General features: G+C 72.1%; 13 protein-coding genes. 7 read left to right on the forward strand and 6 right to left on the reverse strand.

Features of this window, described 5'->3' with window-relative positions:
* Positions 1-59: 59 nt before the first annotated feature.
* Complete coding sequence (locus tag ACQ452_RS15200) at positions 60-575, forward strand: winged helix-turn-helix domain-containing protein (RefSeq protein ID WP_433384609.1); 516 nt, start codon at positions 60-62, stop codon at positions 573-575.
* A gap of 170 nt (positions 576-745) precedes the next feature.
* Here ACQ452_RS15200 and ACQ452_RS15205 read toward each other — a convergent pair whose 3' ends face one another.
* Positions 746-5,131 (reverse strand): S8 family serine peptidase, encoded by a 4,386-nt coding sequence (locus ACQ452_RS15205; protein WP_433384612.1) that lies wholly within the window; start codon positions 5,129-5,131, stop codon positions 746-748.
* A gap of 290 nt (positions 5,132-5,421) precedes the next feature.
* On the opposite strand from ACQ452_RS15205, the gene ACQ452_RS15210 reads away from it, so the two are divergent.
* Entirely contained in the window at positions 5,422-5,967 is a 546-nt protein-coding gene (locus tag ACQ452_RS15210) for a winged helix-turn-helix domain-containing protein (protein WP_433394159.1), read from the forward strand.
* Between the two features lie 55 nt (positions 5,968-6,022).
* Here ACQ452_RS15210 and ACQ452_RS15215 read toward each other — a convergent pair whose 3' ends face one another.
* Both ACQ452_RS15215 and ACQ452_RS15220 read right to left on the reverse strand, forming a co-directional pair.
* A complete protein-coding gene (locus tag ACQ452_RS15215) occupies positions 6,023-6,784 on the reverse strand; it encodes a YqjF family protein (protein ID WP_433384615.1) in 762 nt (253 codons plus the stop codon).
* Positions 6,785-7,057: 273 nt separating this feature from the next.
* Positions 7,058-7,627: a TetR/AcrR family transcriptional regulator gene (locus ACQ452_RS15220; RefSeq protein WP_433384618.1), complete on the reverse strand. Its 570-nt coding sequence runs from the start codon at positions 7,625-7,627 to the stop codon at positions 7,058-7,060.
* A gap of 71 nt (positions 7,628-7,698) precedes the next feature.
* Between ACQ452_RS15220 and ACQ452_RS15225 the strand changes: the two genes are divergently transcribed.
* Positions 7,699-8,190, forward strand: a complete 492-nt coding sequence (locus ACQ452_RS15225) for an FBP domain-containing protein (protein ID WP_433384621.1) — start codon at positions 7,699-7,701, stop codon at positions 8,188-8,190.
* Positions 8,191-8,214: 24 nt separating this feature from the next.
* Here ACQ452_RS15225 and ACQ452_RS15230 read toward each other — a convergent pair whose 3' ends face one another.
* The gene (locus ACQ452_RS15230) at positions 8,215-9,387 is read right to left on the reverse strand and encodes an epoxide hydrolase family protein (protein WP_433394161.1); all 1,173 of its coding nucleotides are present in this window, start codon (positions 9,385-9,387) and stop codon (positions 8,215-8,217) included.
* A gap of 85 nt (positions 9,388-9,472) precedes the next feature.
* Here ACQ452_RS15230 and ACQ452_RS15235 point away from each other — a divergent pair, with 85 nt between their 5' ends.
* Both ACQ452_RS15235 and ACQ452_RS15240 read left to right on the forward strand, forming a co-directional pair.
* Positions 9,473-10,420 carry a helix-turn-helix transcriptional regulator gene (locus ACQ452_RS15235; protein ID WP_433384624.1) on the forward strand — a complete coding sequence of 316 codons (948 nt, stop codon included), beginning with the start codon at positions 9,473-9,475 and terminating at the stop codon, positions 10,418-10,420.
* Positions 10,421-10,535: 115 nt separating this feature from the next.
* Positions 10,536-11,231 (forward strand): hypothetical protein, encoded by a 696-nt coding sequence (locus ACQ452_RS15240; protein ID WP_433384627.1) that lies wholly within the window; start codon positions 10,536-10,538, stop codon positions 11,229-11,231.
* An 81-nt stretch (positions 11,232-11,312) separates the two neighbouring features.
* Here the strand turns inward: ACQ452_RS15240 and ACQ452_RS15245 are convergent, their stop codons facing one another.
* On the reverse strand, positions 11,313-12,488 hold the full coding sequence (locus tag ACQ452_RS15245) for a peptidase M23 (protein ID WP_433384630.1): 1,176 nt from the start codon (positions 12,486-12,488) through the stop codon (positions 11,313-11,315).
* A 171-nt stretch (positions 12,489-12,659) separates the two neighbouring features.
* The gene (locus tag ACQ452_RS15250; RefSeq protein ID WP_433384633.1) at positions 12,660-13,907 is read right to left on the reverse strand and encodes an MFS transporter; all 1,248 of its coding nucleotides are present in this window, start codon (positions 13,905-13,907) and stop codon (positions 12,660-12,662) included.
* 529 nt (positions 13,908-14,436) lie between these two features.
* Between ACQ452_RS15250 and ACQ452_RS15255 the strand changes: the two genes are divergently transcribed.
* Positions 14,437-15,189, forward strand: coding sequence for a LuxR C-terminal-related transcriptional regulator (locus ACQ452_RS15255; protein WP_433384636.1), 753 nt, complete (start codon positions 14,437-14,439; stop codon positions 15,187-15,189).
* 5 nt (positions 15,190-15,194) lie between these two features.
* Complete coding sequence (locus ACQ452_RS15260) at positions 15,195-16,034, forward strand: aminoglycoside phosphotransferase family protein (RefSeq protein WP_433384639.1); 840 nt, start codon at positions 15,195-15,197, stop codon at positions 16,032-16,034.
* The last annotated feature ends 150 nt before the right edge of the window (positions 16,035-16,184 follow it).

Genomic DNA, 16,184 nt, shown 5'->3' on the forward strand with positions numbered 1-16,184 from the left:
TTGATCGACGTCGTGACGGAAATCGTTCCGGAGTGGGTGGAGAACCGGAAGGGGTGGAAATGAGGGGGGTCGCTCCGTTGGTCATCGGCATCGCCTCCTCGCCGGCCGAACGCAGGCAGCTCGCGCGTCTGCTCGGCGGGACCGAGGCGTTTCTGATCGTGTCGAGCGTGGATCAGGCGCGGAAGTTCCTCGGCGTGGCCGGGACACCCCACGTCGCACCGGTGGCCGTGGCCGCGCCCACGGTGGCCCTGACGGCCCAGCCGGTGCCGGGCGCCGTGACACCCCCGCCGGCCGGCCTGAGCATCGACTCCGACCGGCGCGTGCTGCGCTGGCTGGACCGCGAGATCGCGTTGACCCGCCTGGAGCACGACTTCCTGCGGTGCCTGGTCGGCGCGCCCGGACAGGTCTGGACCTACGAGCGGCTGCACCTCGAGGTCTGGGGCAACGTGCACCTGGGGCGCGGCTCCGACATGCACTCGGTGGTGCGCAGGGTGCGGCGCAAACTCGCCCGCGTGAACGCCGTCGCGACGATCCACGCGGTCCGGGGGGTCGGCTTCCGCCTCACCCCGGCCTGACCGCCGACGCCTGACCAGGCCGCGCTACCAGCACGGCCAGCGACGCCTGACCAGCCCGCGCTACCGGCACGGCCGGCGGGCGCGGACAGCCTGCCGCGCGGGGCCCGACGCGGCCCGGCCCGCCTGGTCTCGCGACCAGGCGGGCCGGATCTGTCAGCTGACGGCCGGCGTCAGCAGCGCCCGGGGGACAACGCGAAGTCCTCCACCGTGGGGGTGGCGGTGTTGATCTTCGTCTGACGGGTCTGGGGCTTCCAGCCGTCCTTGGCGACGATCATCGTCAACGGGTTGTTCCGACGGTCCAACCAGTAGGCGTACCTGCCCTCGGCGTCCGTGGCGAACGTCCAGGACATCGCCCACGAATCGACCTGCACGGTGGCGCCGGAGATCGGCGAGCTCGCGCCCTGGCAGCTCGTGCCGGTGACCGTACCCGTCAACTTGCCCCAGGTGGTCGGCTGCAGCACGTTCATCGTCACCGCCACGGGCTCCACCGTGTACGGGGTGTTCTCCTTGATGGCGACCGACGCGGTGTAGGTGCCCGGCTGGTCCACGTTCGCCGTCATGGCGACGTTGACCGTGACGGCCTGACCCGGCGCCAGGGTGGCCGCCGTCTTGTCGATCGTCATCCAGCTGACGTCGGCGGTGCTGGCGGCGCACTCCTCGAAGCCCGGCAGCGCCTCGCTGTCGACGGTCGCGGTGAAGCCACCCGAGGAGCCACCCACCTTGTAGAAACCGCACGCCGCGCCACCGCGGTACCGGGCGGCGTTGGCGTTCGGTAGCCCGGACCACGAACTGGTCGCCGGGTCGTAGGCGAAGCCGACGTTGGTGATGGCGCCACCCTGCGAGCCGCCGACCACGAGGAGCTTGCCGTTCGCGACGGCGAACGAGCTGCCCCAGTTGTCGGCCGGCGCGTCGGCGATGGCGCTCCAGGTGTTGGCACCCGGGTCGAAGGCGTAGCTGGCCTTCTGCGCCGCGGCGCCGTCGTTGCCGCCGGTGCAGTAGACGATGCCGTCGATCCCGCCGCAGGAGAGGAAGGCCACCGACTTCGGGTAGTCGGCAAGCGTCTCCCAGCTGTCGCTGGCCGCGTCGTACCGGACGACGTCGTTGGACATCGGCGTGCAGGACGCCGTGGTGCAGCCACCGACGGCGTACAGCTTGCCGCCCGCGACGGCCTGACCGGCGGCGGAGCGCGGCGCGGGGTTGTCGGCCTTCTCCGTCCAGGTGTTGGCCGCCGGGTCGTACGACCAGGTGGTGCCGTCGGGGCCTGCCGGCCCCCAGCCGCCGGTCGCGATGATCTTCCCGTCGACGACGCCCACAGTCATGGCGGTACGCGCACCGGGCAGATCGGCGATCGGCGCCCAGGTCTGCGCGATCGGGTCGTAGGCGTAGTTCTTCGCGCTGGACACCGACCCGGTGCCACCGGCGATGGAATACACCTTGCCACCCAGGTTCACCACCCGGTTGTCCATCACGACCGCCGGGTAGTCGGCGATGTCCGTCCAGGGCTCGGCCTGCGGGCCGACCGGGGCCGACGTCGACGCCGTCGACTTGCCGGACGTCTTCGCGGCGAACGAGGTCGGCACGTCGAGGCGCTGCTCCGGAGCGCCCGAGGAACCGAGCACCTCCTGCTTGCCCATCCGGGACCCGTCGGCCCGCAGCAGCTCGAACCCGCCGTCGCGCTCACTGAACTCGACGGCGACCGGGGCACCGCCGGTGTTGGTCACCGTGAACGCCTTGGTGACCTTGCCGGTGGGCATCCGGACCGTCCCGGCGACCTGGGCCGGCTTGACCGACAGGCGGCCGGCCGCCAGCTGGAAGTTCGCGGCGGTCGCCCAGTCGGCCTGGACGTCGATCTGCTTGCTCTGGCTGACGTAGCTGCCGGCCTTCGCGGTGAACTTGTGGGTGTCCGTCAGCGACGAGAACATCCAGTAGAACCCGTCCGCCAGCCCGGGGTCGTCCGGGGTGGCCACGGTGGTGGCCTTCTCCGCCGGCCGCTCGTCACTGGTGACGGTCGCGCCGTTGACGTAGCCGTTGTCGTTCTTGTCACGGACGTGGCCGAGGACCAGGCCGCCGTCGATCGGCCGGCAGGTGAGCTGGCTGCCGATCAGCACGTTGTCGACCGACCACCACCACTCGTACGAGGCGTCGTAGTAGCGGAACCGGACCCGGGCCTGGGCCTGGCCGGCGGCCTGCGGGATCGCGACCTCGGTGACCTTCGGGCCGCGCACGTCGGCCGACTGCCGCAGCACGTTGGCCCACGTGGTGCCGCCGTCGAGGCTGAGGTCCACGTCGGCGCGGTCGCTGCCCAGCCAGTTGTAGTCCTGGTTGAACCGGATCACCGGCGCGGTCACGCCGGTGAGGTCGACGACCGGGCTGACGAGCGACGTGTCCTGCTTGCCGCCCGAGCCGTACTCGTCGCTGTCGATGATCGCGAAGTTGCCGGTGCCGCCGGTCAGGTTGCCGCGGGCACCGTCGTCGGTGAACTTCCAGACCTGGCCGCTGGCGGCGTTGTCCACCACGGACCAGCCGGCCGGCACGGTGGTGCCGTCGAAGGTCTCGTACTCGCCGTCCGAGCCGAACGTGTAGCCGGGCGCCGCCGTGCAGGCGTTCGACTGGACGGGCACGGCCACGTTGGCGGTGACGTTGCCGGTGCCGACCACGACCTCCTTGGTCACGGTCTGGTAACCGGGGTACTGCGACTCGATCTTCAGGCTGTGGGTGGCGCCGGAGGGCAGCTTGAGGCTGTAGCGGCCGTTGACGGGCGTGGTGTAGTCGGAGACCCCCGACGGACCCGTCACGGTCACCTTCGCGTAGAGCGGCCAACCGTGTCCGGAACCGTCGGTGACGGAGCCGCTGACGGTGACGCTCGGCACCGCCGTCAACGCGACGTCGAGCCTCGTGGTGGCGTTGCTGGTGACCGCCGCCGGCATCGTGCGGCCCTGGTAGCCGAACGCCGCCACGGCGACCTGGTAGTCACCGACCGGCAGCAGGGACGAGTACGTCCCGTCGGCCCCGGTGACCAGCTCGCGGTCGGCGGCACCGGTCACGGTGACCGTGGCGCCGGCGATCGCGGCGCCGGTGCTCGCGTCGGTCACCTTCCCGGCCAGGGTGCCGGTGTCACCGATCGGCGCGGCGCCGAGCAGCGCGAGCGCGTCCAGGCGACCCTCGCCGAACACGTTGTTGTCGTCGGTGGTGCCGCCGCACTGGGCGTCGGCCTTGTCGACCGCCGCGTTGTCGAGCAGCGCGCGGGTGGCGTCGACGTCACCGGCGAGCGCCGGCGCCGCCGACCACAGCAGCGCGATGGCGCCCGCCAGGTGCGGCGCGGCCATCGAGGTGCCGTTGTAGCTGGCGTACCCGCTGCCCGGGATGCTCGACCGGACGTTCACCCCGGGTGCCGCGATGTTGGGCTTGATCTCGCCGTTCTGCCCGGCGCCCCGCGCCGAGAAGTTGGCGATGTTGTTGTTGACGTCGTAGGCGCCGGCCGAGTAGTTGCTGACCAGGCTGCCCGGGGAGCCGCTCGTCTGGCAGGCCGAGCCGCTGTTGCCGTTGGACCAGACACCGAAGATGCCCGACGCGGTCCAGGCCAGGGTCACGTCCTCCATGAACGGGTCGTTGGAGGGCAGGGTCGTTCCCCACGAGTTGTTGATGATGTTCGGCCGCTTGCTGGCGTCCGCGTTCTGGCCGTTGAGGTCCGTCGGCTCGAGCATCCACTGGCCGGAGGTGACCAACGCCGCGTCGCTGGGGCAGCAGCCGTTCGCCGCGATCCACTTGACCTCGGGCGCGACGCCGATCTGGTTCGCGCCGTCCGAGCCGGCCATCGTGCCCATCGTGTGCGTGCCGTGGCCGTTGCTGTCACAGGGCGCGGTGGCGCAGGTCCCGGCGGCGTTGAACCAGTTGTAGTTGTGGTCGAACGTGCCGTCGCCGTTGTTGCCGCGGTAGGAGTTCACCAGCGCGGGGTGGTTGAACTGGACCCCGGTGTCGATGTTCGCCACCGTGATGCCGGCGCCCTTGACGCCGTACTGGGACCAGACGTCGTCGGCGTTGATGTTCGCGATGCCCCACTCGAGGGCGTTCACCGTCTTCTCGTCGGTGCCCTTGCTGACCTCGGGCACCTCGTACGCGACCGGCGCGTACAGGCCCTCGACCTCGGCGTGGGCGGCGAGGTTCTGCGCCATCTCCAGCGAGCCGCCGCTGACCCGGATGGCGTTGGACGCCCAGAAGGTCTGGTACTTCGCGCCGGTGCCGTCGAGCTCCGCGCGGACCTTGGTCTGGCTGTCGGCGGCGGTCTTCTTCAGCGCGTCCGCGACCGCGGTGCCACGCTTGTTCCAGTCCTTGATCGCGCTGGCCTTGCTGAGGTCCGCCCGGTCCTTGAAGCGGATCCAGAACTCACCCTCGCTCTTGCCCTGGAGCTGCTTCGTGAGTTCGGGGCGGATCTTGTCGGACGGGGAGGCCTGTGCGCCTGACCCGGTCGCGGCCAGACTCGTCGCGGCGAGGACGATCGCCGCACCGGCGCTGACCAGGGATCTGGCCCAGCGCCTCGTGGGTGGACGTATGAACATCTGTGGTGCCTCCTCCAGAACGACCCAGAGTGGAACGAGCCATGGTGGAGGGCGCACGGAATCGGCTCCGTTCCAGGCGATCCGGAACCCGAGCTTCCCTGCCCCCTAGGCACCGCGCGGGTCGCGTCGGATGCCCGTGTGGACACTATGATCGACATGAAGGGACGATCAAGAACTTGCCGTAAGCAATCTGTCACTAGCTGTTGGCCGGCGGTCGGGGCGTCTGCCAATGATGGTCACGGTCATGACGAAGATGGGCAGAGGTTGTCCATAGTTTCCGGGTGGGTGCTGTGGGGGCACGCGACGAAGGCACTGCGCCGGGCGGGCCAGAACCGGCCGACGAGAACTTTCCGCTGGTGATCGCGGTGACGCCGTCGCCGGCCGAGCGGATCCGGCTCGCCGAACGCCTCGACGGCGTCGCGCCGCTGCTGCTGGTCGCCGACCTCGACGAGCTGCGCAGGCTGATCGCGGCCCCGTCCCGGCTCGGCCCCGCGCCGCCCGAGCCGCCGCCCGACGCCGGCGTGGACGACACGCTGCTGGTCGACTCGGCCCGCTCGACCGCCCGCAGCCGGGGCCGCGAGATCGGCCTGACGCGGCTCGAACACGACCTGCTGGCCTGCCTGACCAGCGAGCCGATCCGGGTGTGGAGCTATGCCGAGCTGCACCGCTCCGTCTGGCGTGACGAGGGGCTGCAACGCAACGCGGACGTGCAGTCCCTGGTGAAGCGGCTGCGTCGCAAGCTGCTCGAACTCGGCACCGGCGTGGCCATCGACGCGGTACGCGGCGTCGGGTTCCGGCTGACCGATCATCGGCAGCCGAAGGTCAGCGGCCTGTGACGGCTGCCCGACTTGGGCAGTTCGCGTCCGGGCCGCCGCCCGGGGTGACCCGGGGTCAGCCGGTCCGGTCCGACGACGCGGCCCGGCGCGCGGTGGCGGGTGGACCGAACCCGACGGGGACGCCGGGGGAATACAGCACGCTGACCGGCGCCCCGGCCGGCGCCGGCAGCCCGGCGGCGGCGACCAGCTCGTCGTCGAGGTGCACCAGCCGCGCCCGGTGCAGCGGCCAGCGGGGATGCCAGTTCGGCAGGTGCAGCGTCCGCCCGTACGCCCGGGTGTGCAGCCCCCAGCGGGCGGTCACGAAGTGCTCCAGCGGGGTCGGTTCGGCGATCGGCTCCCCCACCCGCACCACCATCCGGCTCGCCGTGCCGACCGGACCGGGCCAGCGCCGCCGGCACCGGTAGGTGAGGCGGTCACCGTCGCGGTCCACCCGCATCGCCGACCACAGGTACGGCAGTCGCAGGGTCGCCCGGGCCACCAGCACCGGCACCAACCGGGACGCGTCCAGCGAACGGAACACCACCGCGCGCCGGCCGTCGTCGTCGACCGAGTAGAGCCGGACGTTGGTCTCCGCGAAGGTGCCGAGGTACGGCACCCCCGGCCCCAGCCCAAGGCCCAGCCCCACCATGCGGAAGCCGATCAGCCCGACGTAGCTGACCCCGTCGAGGGTGTCGGGGCGGGTGCCGGCCGGCAGCAGCGGCGCGACGAGTTCCGGCGCGACCGGCCAGTGCAGGAACGCGAGGTCCTCCCAGCGCTGCCGCAGGATCGTCCGCGGGAACGCCTGCCGGGGCGCGGCGTCGACCGGCTCGATGTGCACCCGCCCATCCTGCCCCACCCACGGTGGAGCCCGTCGACCTGCCCGGGTCGCCGGGCCGCTGTGCGGCCCCGCGCCCGCGCCGCCCGTGGCCAGCCGGCTCTGCACACATGCGGGCGCCGATGATCAGTTGATGCCCTGCCGGCCACCCCGCCATGTTCCGCCCGGCCCATCGTCACCGGATCACGGTCACGGGCGGACGCCGCGCCGTTGCACCACCCCCTGGCCCTCGACCGCGGCACCGTGACAGCGCGGCACCGTGACAGCGCGGCACCGTCAGCGCGCGGGCCAGTTGCGCAGCAGGGCGTCGAGGGCGTCCAGGACCCGCGTCCAGGTCTCCTGCGTGTCGGGGGCGCTGTGGCTGAACCCGCCCCCCATCTCCAGGCTGACGTAGCCGTGGAAGACGCTGCCCAGCAGCCGGACGGCGTGCGTCTGGTCCGGCTCCGTCAGGTCGTAGCCGCGTAGCAGCGCCCGCGTCATCCGCGCGTGCCGGCCGCCCGCGCTCGCCGCCGCCGTCTCCGGGTCGAGCCTGAGCTGGGCCGCGGCGTAGCGGCCGGGGTGCGCCCGGGCATAGTCGCGGTAGACGTTCGCCAGGGCGGTCAGGGCGTCCTTGCCGGACCGCCCTGCCAGGGCGTCGGCGGCCCGGTCGGCGAGTTCCGCCAGGGCCAGCAGGGCGATCCTGCTCCGGAGGTCCTGGGAGTTGGACAGGTGCGAGTACAGGCTCGCGACCTTGACGTCGAACCGCCGGGCGAGGGCGGAGAGGGTCACCTGGTCGAAGCCGACCTCGTCGGCCAGTTCCGCCCCCGCCAGGGTCAGGCGTTCCGTGCTCAGTCCCGCGCGTGCCATAACCCTCCTCCTTGCCGGGAGGGACCATTATGCATTTGCCTAATACCCTTAGGCAAATTAGCCTCGCTCGCATGAAGCCGCTGACCGAGCAGGAGATCCGCGCCGCCTTCGTCAACTGCACCAAGGGCGAGGCGAAACGCCTGTCCGTCCCACGCGACCTGACCGAGCGGCCCTGGGACGACCTGGACTACCTCGGCTGGCGAGACCCGCAGGCCCCCCACCGCGCCTACCTCGTCGTCGAACTGGACGCTCGCCCCAGGGCCCTCGCGCTGCGCTGTCCCAGCCCCACCTCCGCGCGGCCACCGCGCGGCATGTGCTCGATGTGCCTGACCGCCCCCGCCGGCGGGGTCTCCCTGATGGTCGCGCCGAAGGCGGGCAAGGCGGGGCAGCAGGGCAACACGGTCGGCACCTACCTGTGCAGCGATCTCGCCTGCTCGCTCTACATCCGGGGCAGGAAGGACCCGGGCGCGGGCGCACGGCTGCCGGAGTCCCTCACCCTGGAAGAGCGGATCCAGCGGACGGTGGGCAACATCGCCGCGTTCATCGCCACCGTCACCGCCTGAGACTCCCGGCGCCGCGAGCCACTCTCAGCGGACCCCGCGGAAGAAGTCACGCACGTCCCCGGTGAACAGCCGGGGCTGCTCCAGGGCGAAGAAGTGCCCGCCCCGGTCGTACTCCGTCCAGCGCACCACGTGGTGCTCGCGCTCGGCGAACCGGCGGATCGTGACGTCCTTCGCCGTCGACACCAGCACGCCGGTGGGCACCGCGCCGGCCGCGGTGGCCGCCCAGCCGGCGCCGCCGCCCGCCCCCGGGTCGTCCCACCCGCCCCACGCGGTCGCGGTGATGTCCTCGTAGTAGACCTGCGCCGCCGATCCGCCCGCGCCGGGCAGCCAGTAGAGACTGGCGTTGGTGAGCAACCAGTCGGGGTCGACGACGGCGTCGAGGGGCACCTCGGCGGGGCGGTCGGTCAGGCGGTGGAACATCTCGACGATCCACGCGAGCTGCCCGGCCGGCGAGTCGTGCAGCCCGTACGCCAGCGTGTGCGGCGACTTGGCCTGGATCTGCAGGTAGCCGTCGTTGTAGCTCTCCATCGCCGCCAGGCGCCGCTGCTCGGCGGCGGTGAGGCCGTCGAGTTCGCCGCCGGCACCGACCGGGAAGGTGAGCAGCGCGTTGACGTGGATCCCGAGCACGTGCTCCGGGGCCTGCCGGCCCATGGCGGCGGCGACGTACGAGCCGGTGTCGCCGCCCTGCACCCCGTAACGCTCGTAACCGAGTCGGCTCATGAGCCGCACCATCGCCGCGGCCATCGCCGCGCTCCCCGAGCCCGGCCCGGACAGCGGCGTGGAGAACCCGAACCCGGGCAGGGACGGCACGACGAGGTGGAACGCGTCGGCCGGGTCGCCGCCGTGCGCGCGGGGGTCGCTCAGCGGGCCGATGACGTCGAGGAACTCCAGGATCGAGCCGGGCCACCCGTGCAGGAGCATCAGCGGCGTCGCGTCCGGTTCGGGCGAGCGTACGTGCAGGAAGTGCAGGCGCTGCCCGTCGATCTCGGTGACGAACTGCGGGATGTCGTTCAGCTCCGCCTCGTGTGCCCGCCAGTCGTAGCCTGTGCGCCAGCGCTCGGCCAGCTCCCTGAGGTACGCGACGGGAACGCCGCGGCTCCAGCCCACGTCGGGCAGCACCGGCCAGCGGGTGTTCGCCAGCCGGGTGGTCAGGTCGTCCCACTGCGCCTGCGGGACGTCGATGCGGAAGGGGCGGATCGCGGAATCGGAAGTGGTCACGACCACCACGTTAGGGACGGGTTAGGTCGCTGGCGTTCCTAACCGGCGTGCCACCCTGGTACCCATGTCGGAGACCTCGGCCCGCCTGCTGAAGCTGCTGTCGTTGTTGCAGACGCACCGGGACCGGTCCGGCGCCGACCTCGCCGACCGGCTCGGGGTGACCACCCGCACCGTGCGCCGGGACGTGGACCGGCTGCGCGAGCTGGGCTACCCGGTGCGCGCCGCCCGGGGCCTCGCCGGTTACCGGCTGGGCGCCGGCGCGGTCCTGCCGCCGCTGCTGCTCGACGACGACGAGGCGGTCGCGATCGCCATCGGTCTGCGTACCGCCACGGCCAGTTCGGTGACCGGCATCGAGGAGACCGCGCTGCGCGCGCTGGCCAAGCTGGAACGGGTGCTGCCGTCGCGGCTGCGGCACCGGGTAACCACCCTGCAACAGGCCACCGTCCGCGCCGGCGACACGGGCCCGGGCGTCGACCCGGACGCGCTGCTCGCCATCTCCGAGGCCACGGCACGCCGTGAGCGCCTGCGCTTCGACTACACCAGCCACTCAGGCGACGGGACGGTACGCGACGTCGAGCCGCACACGCTGGTCAACTGGGGCCGGCACTGGTACCTCGTGGCCTGGGACGCCGACCGCGACGACTGGCGCACGTTCCGTGTCGACCGCCTGCGGCCCCGCACGCCGGGCGGGCCACGCTTCGCCCCGAGCGAGCCGCCCGACGGCGACGTGACCGCGTACCTGTCGCGGCAGTTGTCCACCGGCCCGTGGGCCGTTCGGGCGAGCGTCACCATGCACGGGCCGGCCGCGACGGTGGCCGACCTCGTGTGGCCGGGAATGGGTGCGGTGGAGCCCGTCGACGACACCACCTGCCTGCTGCACCTCGGCGGCGACTCGGCCGCCGACCTGGCCTGGATGGTCACCTCCGTCGGCGTGGACTTCACCGTGACCGATCCGCCGGAGCTGGTCGACGCGATCCGCGCCCTCGGCGACCGCTGCCGTCGCGCCACCTGACCGCCGGGCAGGCCCTCGCCGACCGTGCCACGGCGATCCTCGACAGCGACCGCCCTCGGCGTCAGGTGTTCCGCAGGGCTGGTGATCTACGCTGGGACAGGGGGTGCGGCAGCCGGTGGATCGTGATGTGGTCGTCCCCCGCCTCGTGCGGGACGAGGACCTCGCCGGCTTCACCGCCGGCCAGCTCCTGGACGTGCTGAGAGCCGTCACGGTGATCCTCGCCCTGCCCCGCCCGGCGGCCGGCCACGTCGACGCGCTCGCCGTGGCCACCGGTCAGGGCGAGCAGTGGCGGCTCAGCCAGGCGATCCGCGATTGGGAGGCGAACCCCGGCCTGCGCCACCTCCTGGTGACGAACGGGAACCCGGCCGAGGAGACCTACGTCGACCTCACGCTCGATCACCTGCGCGGTCTCGGCCTCCGCCGCGTCGACGGGGTCTGCCTCCAGGTCGGGCCGGCCCCCGACACCGGCCGGCAGGCCGCCTGGATCGTCGATAGGGTCCAGGGCCTCGGCATCACGAGCCTCGCGCTCGCCGTCTCCCCGTACCACCTGCCCCGCGCCTACCTCACGGTCCTCAAGGCGCTCGACCGCTGTGGGCTGCGCCTCCCCCTCATCCCCGTCCCCGTGGCGGTCTGCCCCGACACACCCGTCCCGGAAACCGGCGGCACCGCCTACGACCTCCTGCCGGGGGAGGTGATGCGCATCCTCACCTACACCGACCGGGGCTGGGTCGCCACGCTCGGGGAACTCCAGCAGTACCTGCGGTGGCTGTGGGGTCGTCACCAGTCGCTGCTCGTCGGGGCGCCGGACTGAGACGCCCCGGCGCACGCCCGGCGGCACCGGACGGCGCAGGGGCCCCGCCGAAGTGGCGGAGCCCCTGCGTGCACGTGCCGGTCAGCACCAACCGTTGACCGGGCCGTTCACCCCGGTCCACAGGTAGGCGTCGGAGACCCAGGTGCCGTCGCTCAGCCGGTTCCACAGCGCCGTGCTGCCGTACCGGCCGGTGTGGGTGGTGCCGTTGGACGAGCAGGACACCGTCACCGTGGCACCGTCGCCCACCGACCCCCGCACCGCGTTGCCGCTGCCCGGGCCGGCCCGCTTGGTCAGCGTGCCTCCGCCGTTGGCGTCGACCACCGCCTGGTTGAAGCCCAGCGCCCCGTAGTTGTAGAGGCCGCCGCCGACACCGGCCAGAGCCGAGCCGTGCCGCGCGGCGCCCTGGTAGGCGGCGGCGCCGTTGAGGATCTCCCACTTGCCGATGCCGTGGCCCGCGATGGGCACGTAGGCGCTGTTCTGCCGCAGGCCGAAGTGGACGTGCCGGCCGCTGGCCGAGCCGCCGCAGGTGACGTCGGTGCCCGTGTAGCCCAGGTAGGCGCCCTCGCCGACGGCGGCGCCGTTGACCGAGATGCTGCTCCACAGGTGGTAGTAGTCGGTGGAGTAGCCCCGGTCGTGGATCACCCGGATCCACCCCGTGCACATCGTGTACGCCGTGCCGCCCCGTGCCGCGCGGACCACCTGGTCGCCGCCGGCCAGGTCGATCGAGCTCAACGGCGCGCCGCCGCCCCAGCCGTGCGGGCCGCCGGTCATCGTCCACGTCTGACCGACCGCGAACGGCAGGGCCATCCCGGTCCGGTAGTCGCCGCCGGCGTACATCGCGCTCGGGGTGCTGGTGAAGACCGCCTTCTCCCGCTTGTTCACCAGGGGGGACTCGGCGGCCAGCTCGCTGAAGCCGGCCTCGCCGTCGAAGCTCACCCGCCAGCCGTCGGCCTCGGCACGGGCGATGAAGACGGCGCCGGTCGGGTGGTCGTCCTTCTCGTGGGAGGCGACGGCCACGGCGGTGCCGAAGGCCCACCTGCTGTTCTTCCGGGTGACGGTCACCCGGGTGTCGGATTCGTCGGCGCGTGCCGCCGTGGCCCGGGCCTGCCCGACCAGCTTGGCGGCCACGGCGTCCTCGACGCTCACCGGGACCGGATCCGGCGTGGGCGCGGCGGCGTGCGCGGCGGTGCCCGCGACCAGGATCTCCGTCGCCAGCAGGGCCACGGCGATGCCACCCCATCGTCTGATGCGCACCATTGACGACCTCTTCCAATCGATGTACGTCGCTAAGTGGTGCTGACGATAGACAAACCCAAGAAGATTGTCTACATGCCGACGGACCAACGGTGAAGGTATGTTTCGTCTCCCGCCACCCCCGCCCGCCGCGGCCCGCCGCCGGCCGGCAAGCGGAGATCCGGGGTGTCGGGCCTACGGGGCGGTCGCGGGGGCCGGCTCAGCGACGAGGGTGGCCTGGCTGCGGCGCGCGGCCGGGATGATCAGCGCCGACGCGACCAGCGCGGCGACCGCGATGCCGAGCCAGCCCCAGAAGCCGAAGGCGATGACCAGGCCGGACAGCGCGGCCGGACCGATGATGTTCTGGGTGATCACGTGCAGGTCGAACGCGCCCAGGTACTCGCCCTGCGCGTGCTCGGGGGCGAGACCGAACGCGAGACCCCAGCCCGAGGCGGCCTGCATCACCTCGGCGACCGACAGGATCAGCACCCCGGCGACGACCGCGACGCAGACCAGCACGACGTTGTCCGCCAGGGCGGTCAGCGCGATGACGGCGCAGCCGCCGGCCAGCCAGTAGCCCGAGCGCCGGGCGAGCCTGCCGGCGCCCGCCACGGTGTCCGCGCCACGGCTGGCCCGCACCTGGAACAGGATGACGAACACCGTGTTGAAGATGAGCAGCAGCGGCACCAGAAAGTGCGGCAGCGAGGTGCGGTTGAGCGCCCACAGCGGCATCGTCACCAGGATGACGGTGACGTGGGAGGCGAGCACCGTGGAGACGCCGATGACGCCGAGGAACCGCGGGTCGCGTACGGCGGCGAAGCGCCTGAAGCCCACGGGAATCGGGCGTGAGGGCGCGTCGGGCAGGCGGGTGACCAGCAGCGCCGCGCCCGCCATCAAGGCGGCGGTGGTGAGCGGGATCAGCACGAGCAGCCGCTGACTGAGCGCGGCGACGGCGGCCACGCCGATGCCGATGCTGAAGCCGATGTTGAACACCGAGCGCATCATGGCCTTGAGCTTGACGCGCTCCTCGGCGGGCACGAGGTTGCCGATGAGAGCCCCGTTGGTCGGACCGGTGCCGTACTCGAGGAAGCCGACGGCGACCACCAGGGCGAAGAAGTGCACCGCGTTGTCCACCAGCGCGTAGAGCCCGAAGCCCACCGCCAGCGCGGCGAAGAGGAGCACGAGCAGCCGGCGCGCGCCCACCCGGTCGGCGATCACGCCGAACAGCACCGACGAGATGAACGCGGACAGGCCGGCCGCGGACAGGCCCAGGCCTACCTGCTTGGCGTCGAGCCCGACGCGGAGCGTGAAGTAGACGACGCTTCCGCTGAGGAAGACCCCCTTGCCGATCGATTCGGCCAGCCGGATCGCGATCAGTTTCCTGCGCAACGGATCGGTCGGCACCAGACGGGAGGAATAATCAATCAATCGGGACGACGCCATATTTACACATCCTGGTGTGACGGAGCAGGTCCCGTCAATACTCTTGGTACGACCACCGGGCGGGACAGGGCGTTCGGCCGACCGGGCACGGGACGACTTCCCGGCCGACCAGGAATCCTTCCCGGAGACACCTGGCCAGCCACGACCTACCCGCAGGTCAGGGCGGTGCGGCAGGCCCACGGGAGCGCGTGTCGGGCACCTCGTCCCGGCATTCCCGTTCTGTCGCGGCGTGCTCCATTCAAACCGACAATCGGCTTCGACGCTTTTCATTTAATTGGTCGCAAAGAATACGTCAGAAAATTTACATGGCCTGGGTACGACCATGTTCTTGCGTTGTCCTGCCACGCGGCAGAAGATGTTCACGCCGATCAAAGATCGGCGGGGCCGTGACGCCTCCACGAGGGCGTCACGTCGCGGGCGGAGTTCAGGACGGTGGGGTGTGGTGATGGTGAGCGTTGGCTCGACCTCGGAACCGGCTCATACGACGAGGCGGGACCCGGGAGATGTCACGGACGGCGCGACACGCCCCGTGACCGTTGTGCTGGCCGACGCCCAGCCGGTGGTGCGCAGAGGCCTGCACGCCATGCTGTCCCCCTCCGCCGAGGTCGCCGTCGTCGCCGAGGCGGGCACCACCCGCGAGGCGATGAGATCGACGGCCGCGCTGCGCCCCGACGTGCTCGTGCTCGACATCGAACTGCCGGGCTTCCAGGTCGGGGTGACCCTGCAGGAGATCGCCCGCATGTCGCCCTCGACCGCCGTGCTGGTCTTCACGGCGGTCGAGGACGAGGGGGCGGTCTTCGCGGCCATGCGGGCGGGCGCCCGCGGCTACGTGCTCAAGAGCTGCCCGGGCGACGGCATCGTGCGCACCATCCGGGGCCTCGCGACGGGCGAGGTGATCCTCGGCCCCCGCGTGGCCGACCAACTCGTGCGGCAGCTCGGCCGGGAGCCCCGCAACCAGCAACTCTTCCCCGAGCTGACGACGCGCGAGCGGCAGGTGCTGGAGCTGATCGCCTCCGGCATGCGTAACGGGGCGATCGCCACCCGGCTGAACCTCTCGCCGAAGACGGTCAGCAACCACATCTCCACGATCTTCAGCAAGCTCAACGTGTCGGACCGGTACGAGGCGATCGAGGTCGCCCGCAAGGCCAGGCTGGAGGGCGCGGGAGCGCCCGCCGCCGGCCCGGGCCTGCCGCCGGGGGGCAGTGTCGCGCTGCCGCGCCGGCGGGACGCCGCACCGGCGGTGGCTGGCGCGTACGCCGGCGCGCAATCAAGGGAAAGGTGAGCGGAATGGCTCTGGACCTGGAAACGATCGCCAACCGGCTGCAACCGCGGTTCGGTAGGGCCGCGCACCGCTGGGTGGGCACGCTGACCCAGCGGCTGGACGAACTCGTCGCGCAGTGGGGGCTCGATCTCGGCGAGCAGCTCAAGTCCGGCAACTCCGCAGTGGTGTTCCGGTGCCGCCACCGCGGGGGCGAGGCGGTGCTGAAGCTGTCGCCCGACGCCTACGCGGTGCGCGAGGAGGTCGACATGCTGCGCCAGTTCGCGCCCAGCGGGCGGGTGCCGGCGGTGCTGGCGGCGGCCCGGGGCGCGGTGCTGCTCGAGTCGATCCAGCCGGGCACCCTCGTGGAGAAGATGCCGCAGCCGCCGTCGCCGCAGGAGTACGCCGGTTTCCTCAACGACCTGCACGGCGTCGGGGATCCGGCCACCGCGCCGCGCCGGCTGGAGGACTGGATCGACGTGCTGTTCAACTCCGCCGTGCGGCGGGGCGCCGACCTCACCGGGTCGAAGCGGCTGCGCGACGACCTCTTCGCGGTGCCCACCGACACCGTGCTGTTGCACGGCGACCTGCACCTGGGCAACGTGCTCAGCGGCGGCGCGAAGGGCCTGGTGGCCGTCGACCCGATGGCCTGTGCCGGCGACCCGTGCTTCGACGCCGTCGACTACGTGCTGGAGGGCCTGGACCGCGCGGAGATGCTGCGCCGACGCGACGAACTGGCCGAGGCGGCCGGCATCGACGTCGCACGGCTCGACACGTGGTGCCGGGTGACCGCCCCGATCGGGGCCACGTACGTCAGCAACCCGGGGCACTCCGCGGAGCTGGCCGCCTTCGGGCGCGGCGAATACTAGCGGCTCGTCCGGCAGCCCGGCGCGGACGCCTCACGCCCGCGATCCGGCCACCGGGCGAGGACGAGGCACCAGACTCCGTCGCTCGGGTCACGCCCCTGACCGAGCACACCCCGACCGGCCCCGGTCCGACGGCTGACCCCCGTCGGACCG

The organism is Micromonospora sp. KLBMP9576, from assembly GCF_050941805.1.
Classification (GTDB): domain Bacteria; phylum Actinomycetota; class Actinomycetes; order Mycobacteriales; family Micromonosporaceae; genus Micromonospora.

Bases quoted from the DNA above. Each gene is read 5' to 3' on its own strand.
- ACQ452_RS15225 (WP_433384621.1), top strand. From the start codon at position 7,699: ATGAAGCCGCTGACCGAGCAGGAGATCCGCGCCGCCTTCGTCAACTGC.
- ACQ452_RS15220 (WP_433384618.1), bottom strand. From the start codon at position 7,627: ATGGCACGCGCGGGACTGAGCACGGAACGCCTGACCCTGGCGGGGGCG.
- ACQ452_RS15200 (WP_433384609.1), top strand. From the start codon at position 60: ATGAGGGGGGTCGCTCCGTTGGTCATCGGCATCGCCTCCTCGCCGGCC.
- ACQ452_RS15235 (WP_433384624.1), top strand. From the start codon at position 9,473: ATGTCGGAGACCTCGGCCCGCCTGCTGAAGCTGCTGTCGTTGTTGCAG.
- ACQ452_RS15205 (WP_433384612.1), bottom strand. From the start codon at position 5,131: ATGTTCATACGTCCACCCACGAGGCGCTGGGCCAGATCCCTGGTCAGC.
- ACQ452_RS15245 (WP_433384630.1), bottom strand. From the start codon at position 12,488: ATGGTGCGCATCAGACGATGGGGTGGCATCGCCGTGGCCCTGCTGGCG.
- ACQ452_RS15250 (WP_433384633.1), bottom strand. From the start codon at position 13,907: ATGGCGTCGTCCCGATTGATTGATTATTCCTCCCGTCTGGTGCCGACC.
- ACQ452_RS15260 (WP_433384639.1), top strand. From the start codon at position 15,195: ATGGCTCTGGACCTGGAAACGATCGCCAACCGGCTGCAACCGCGGTTC.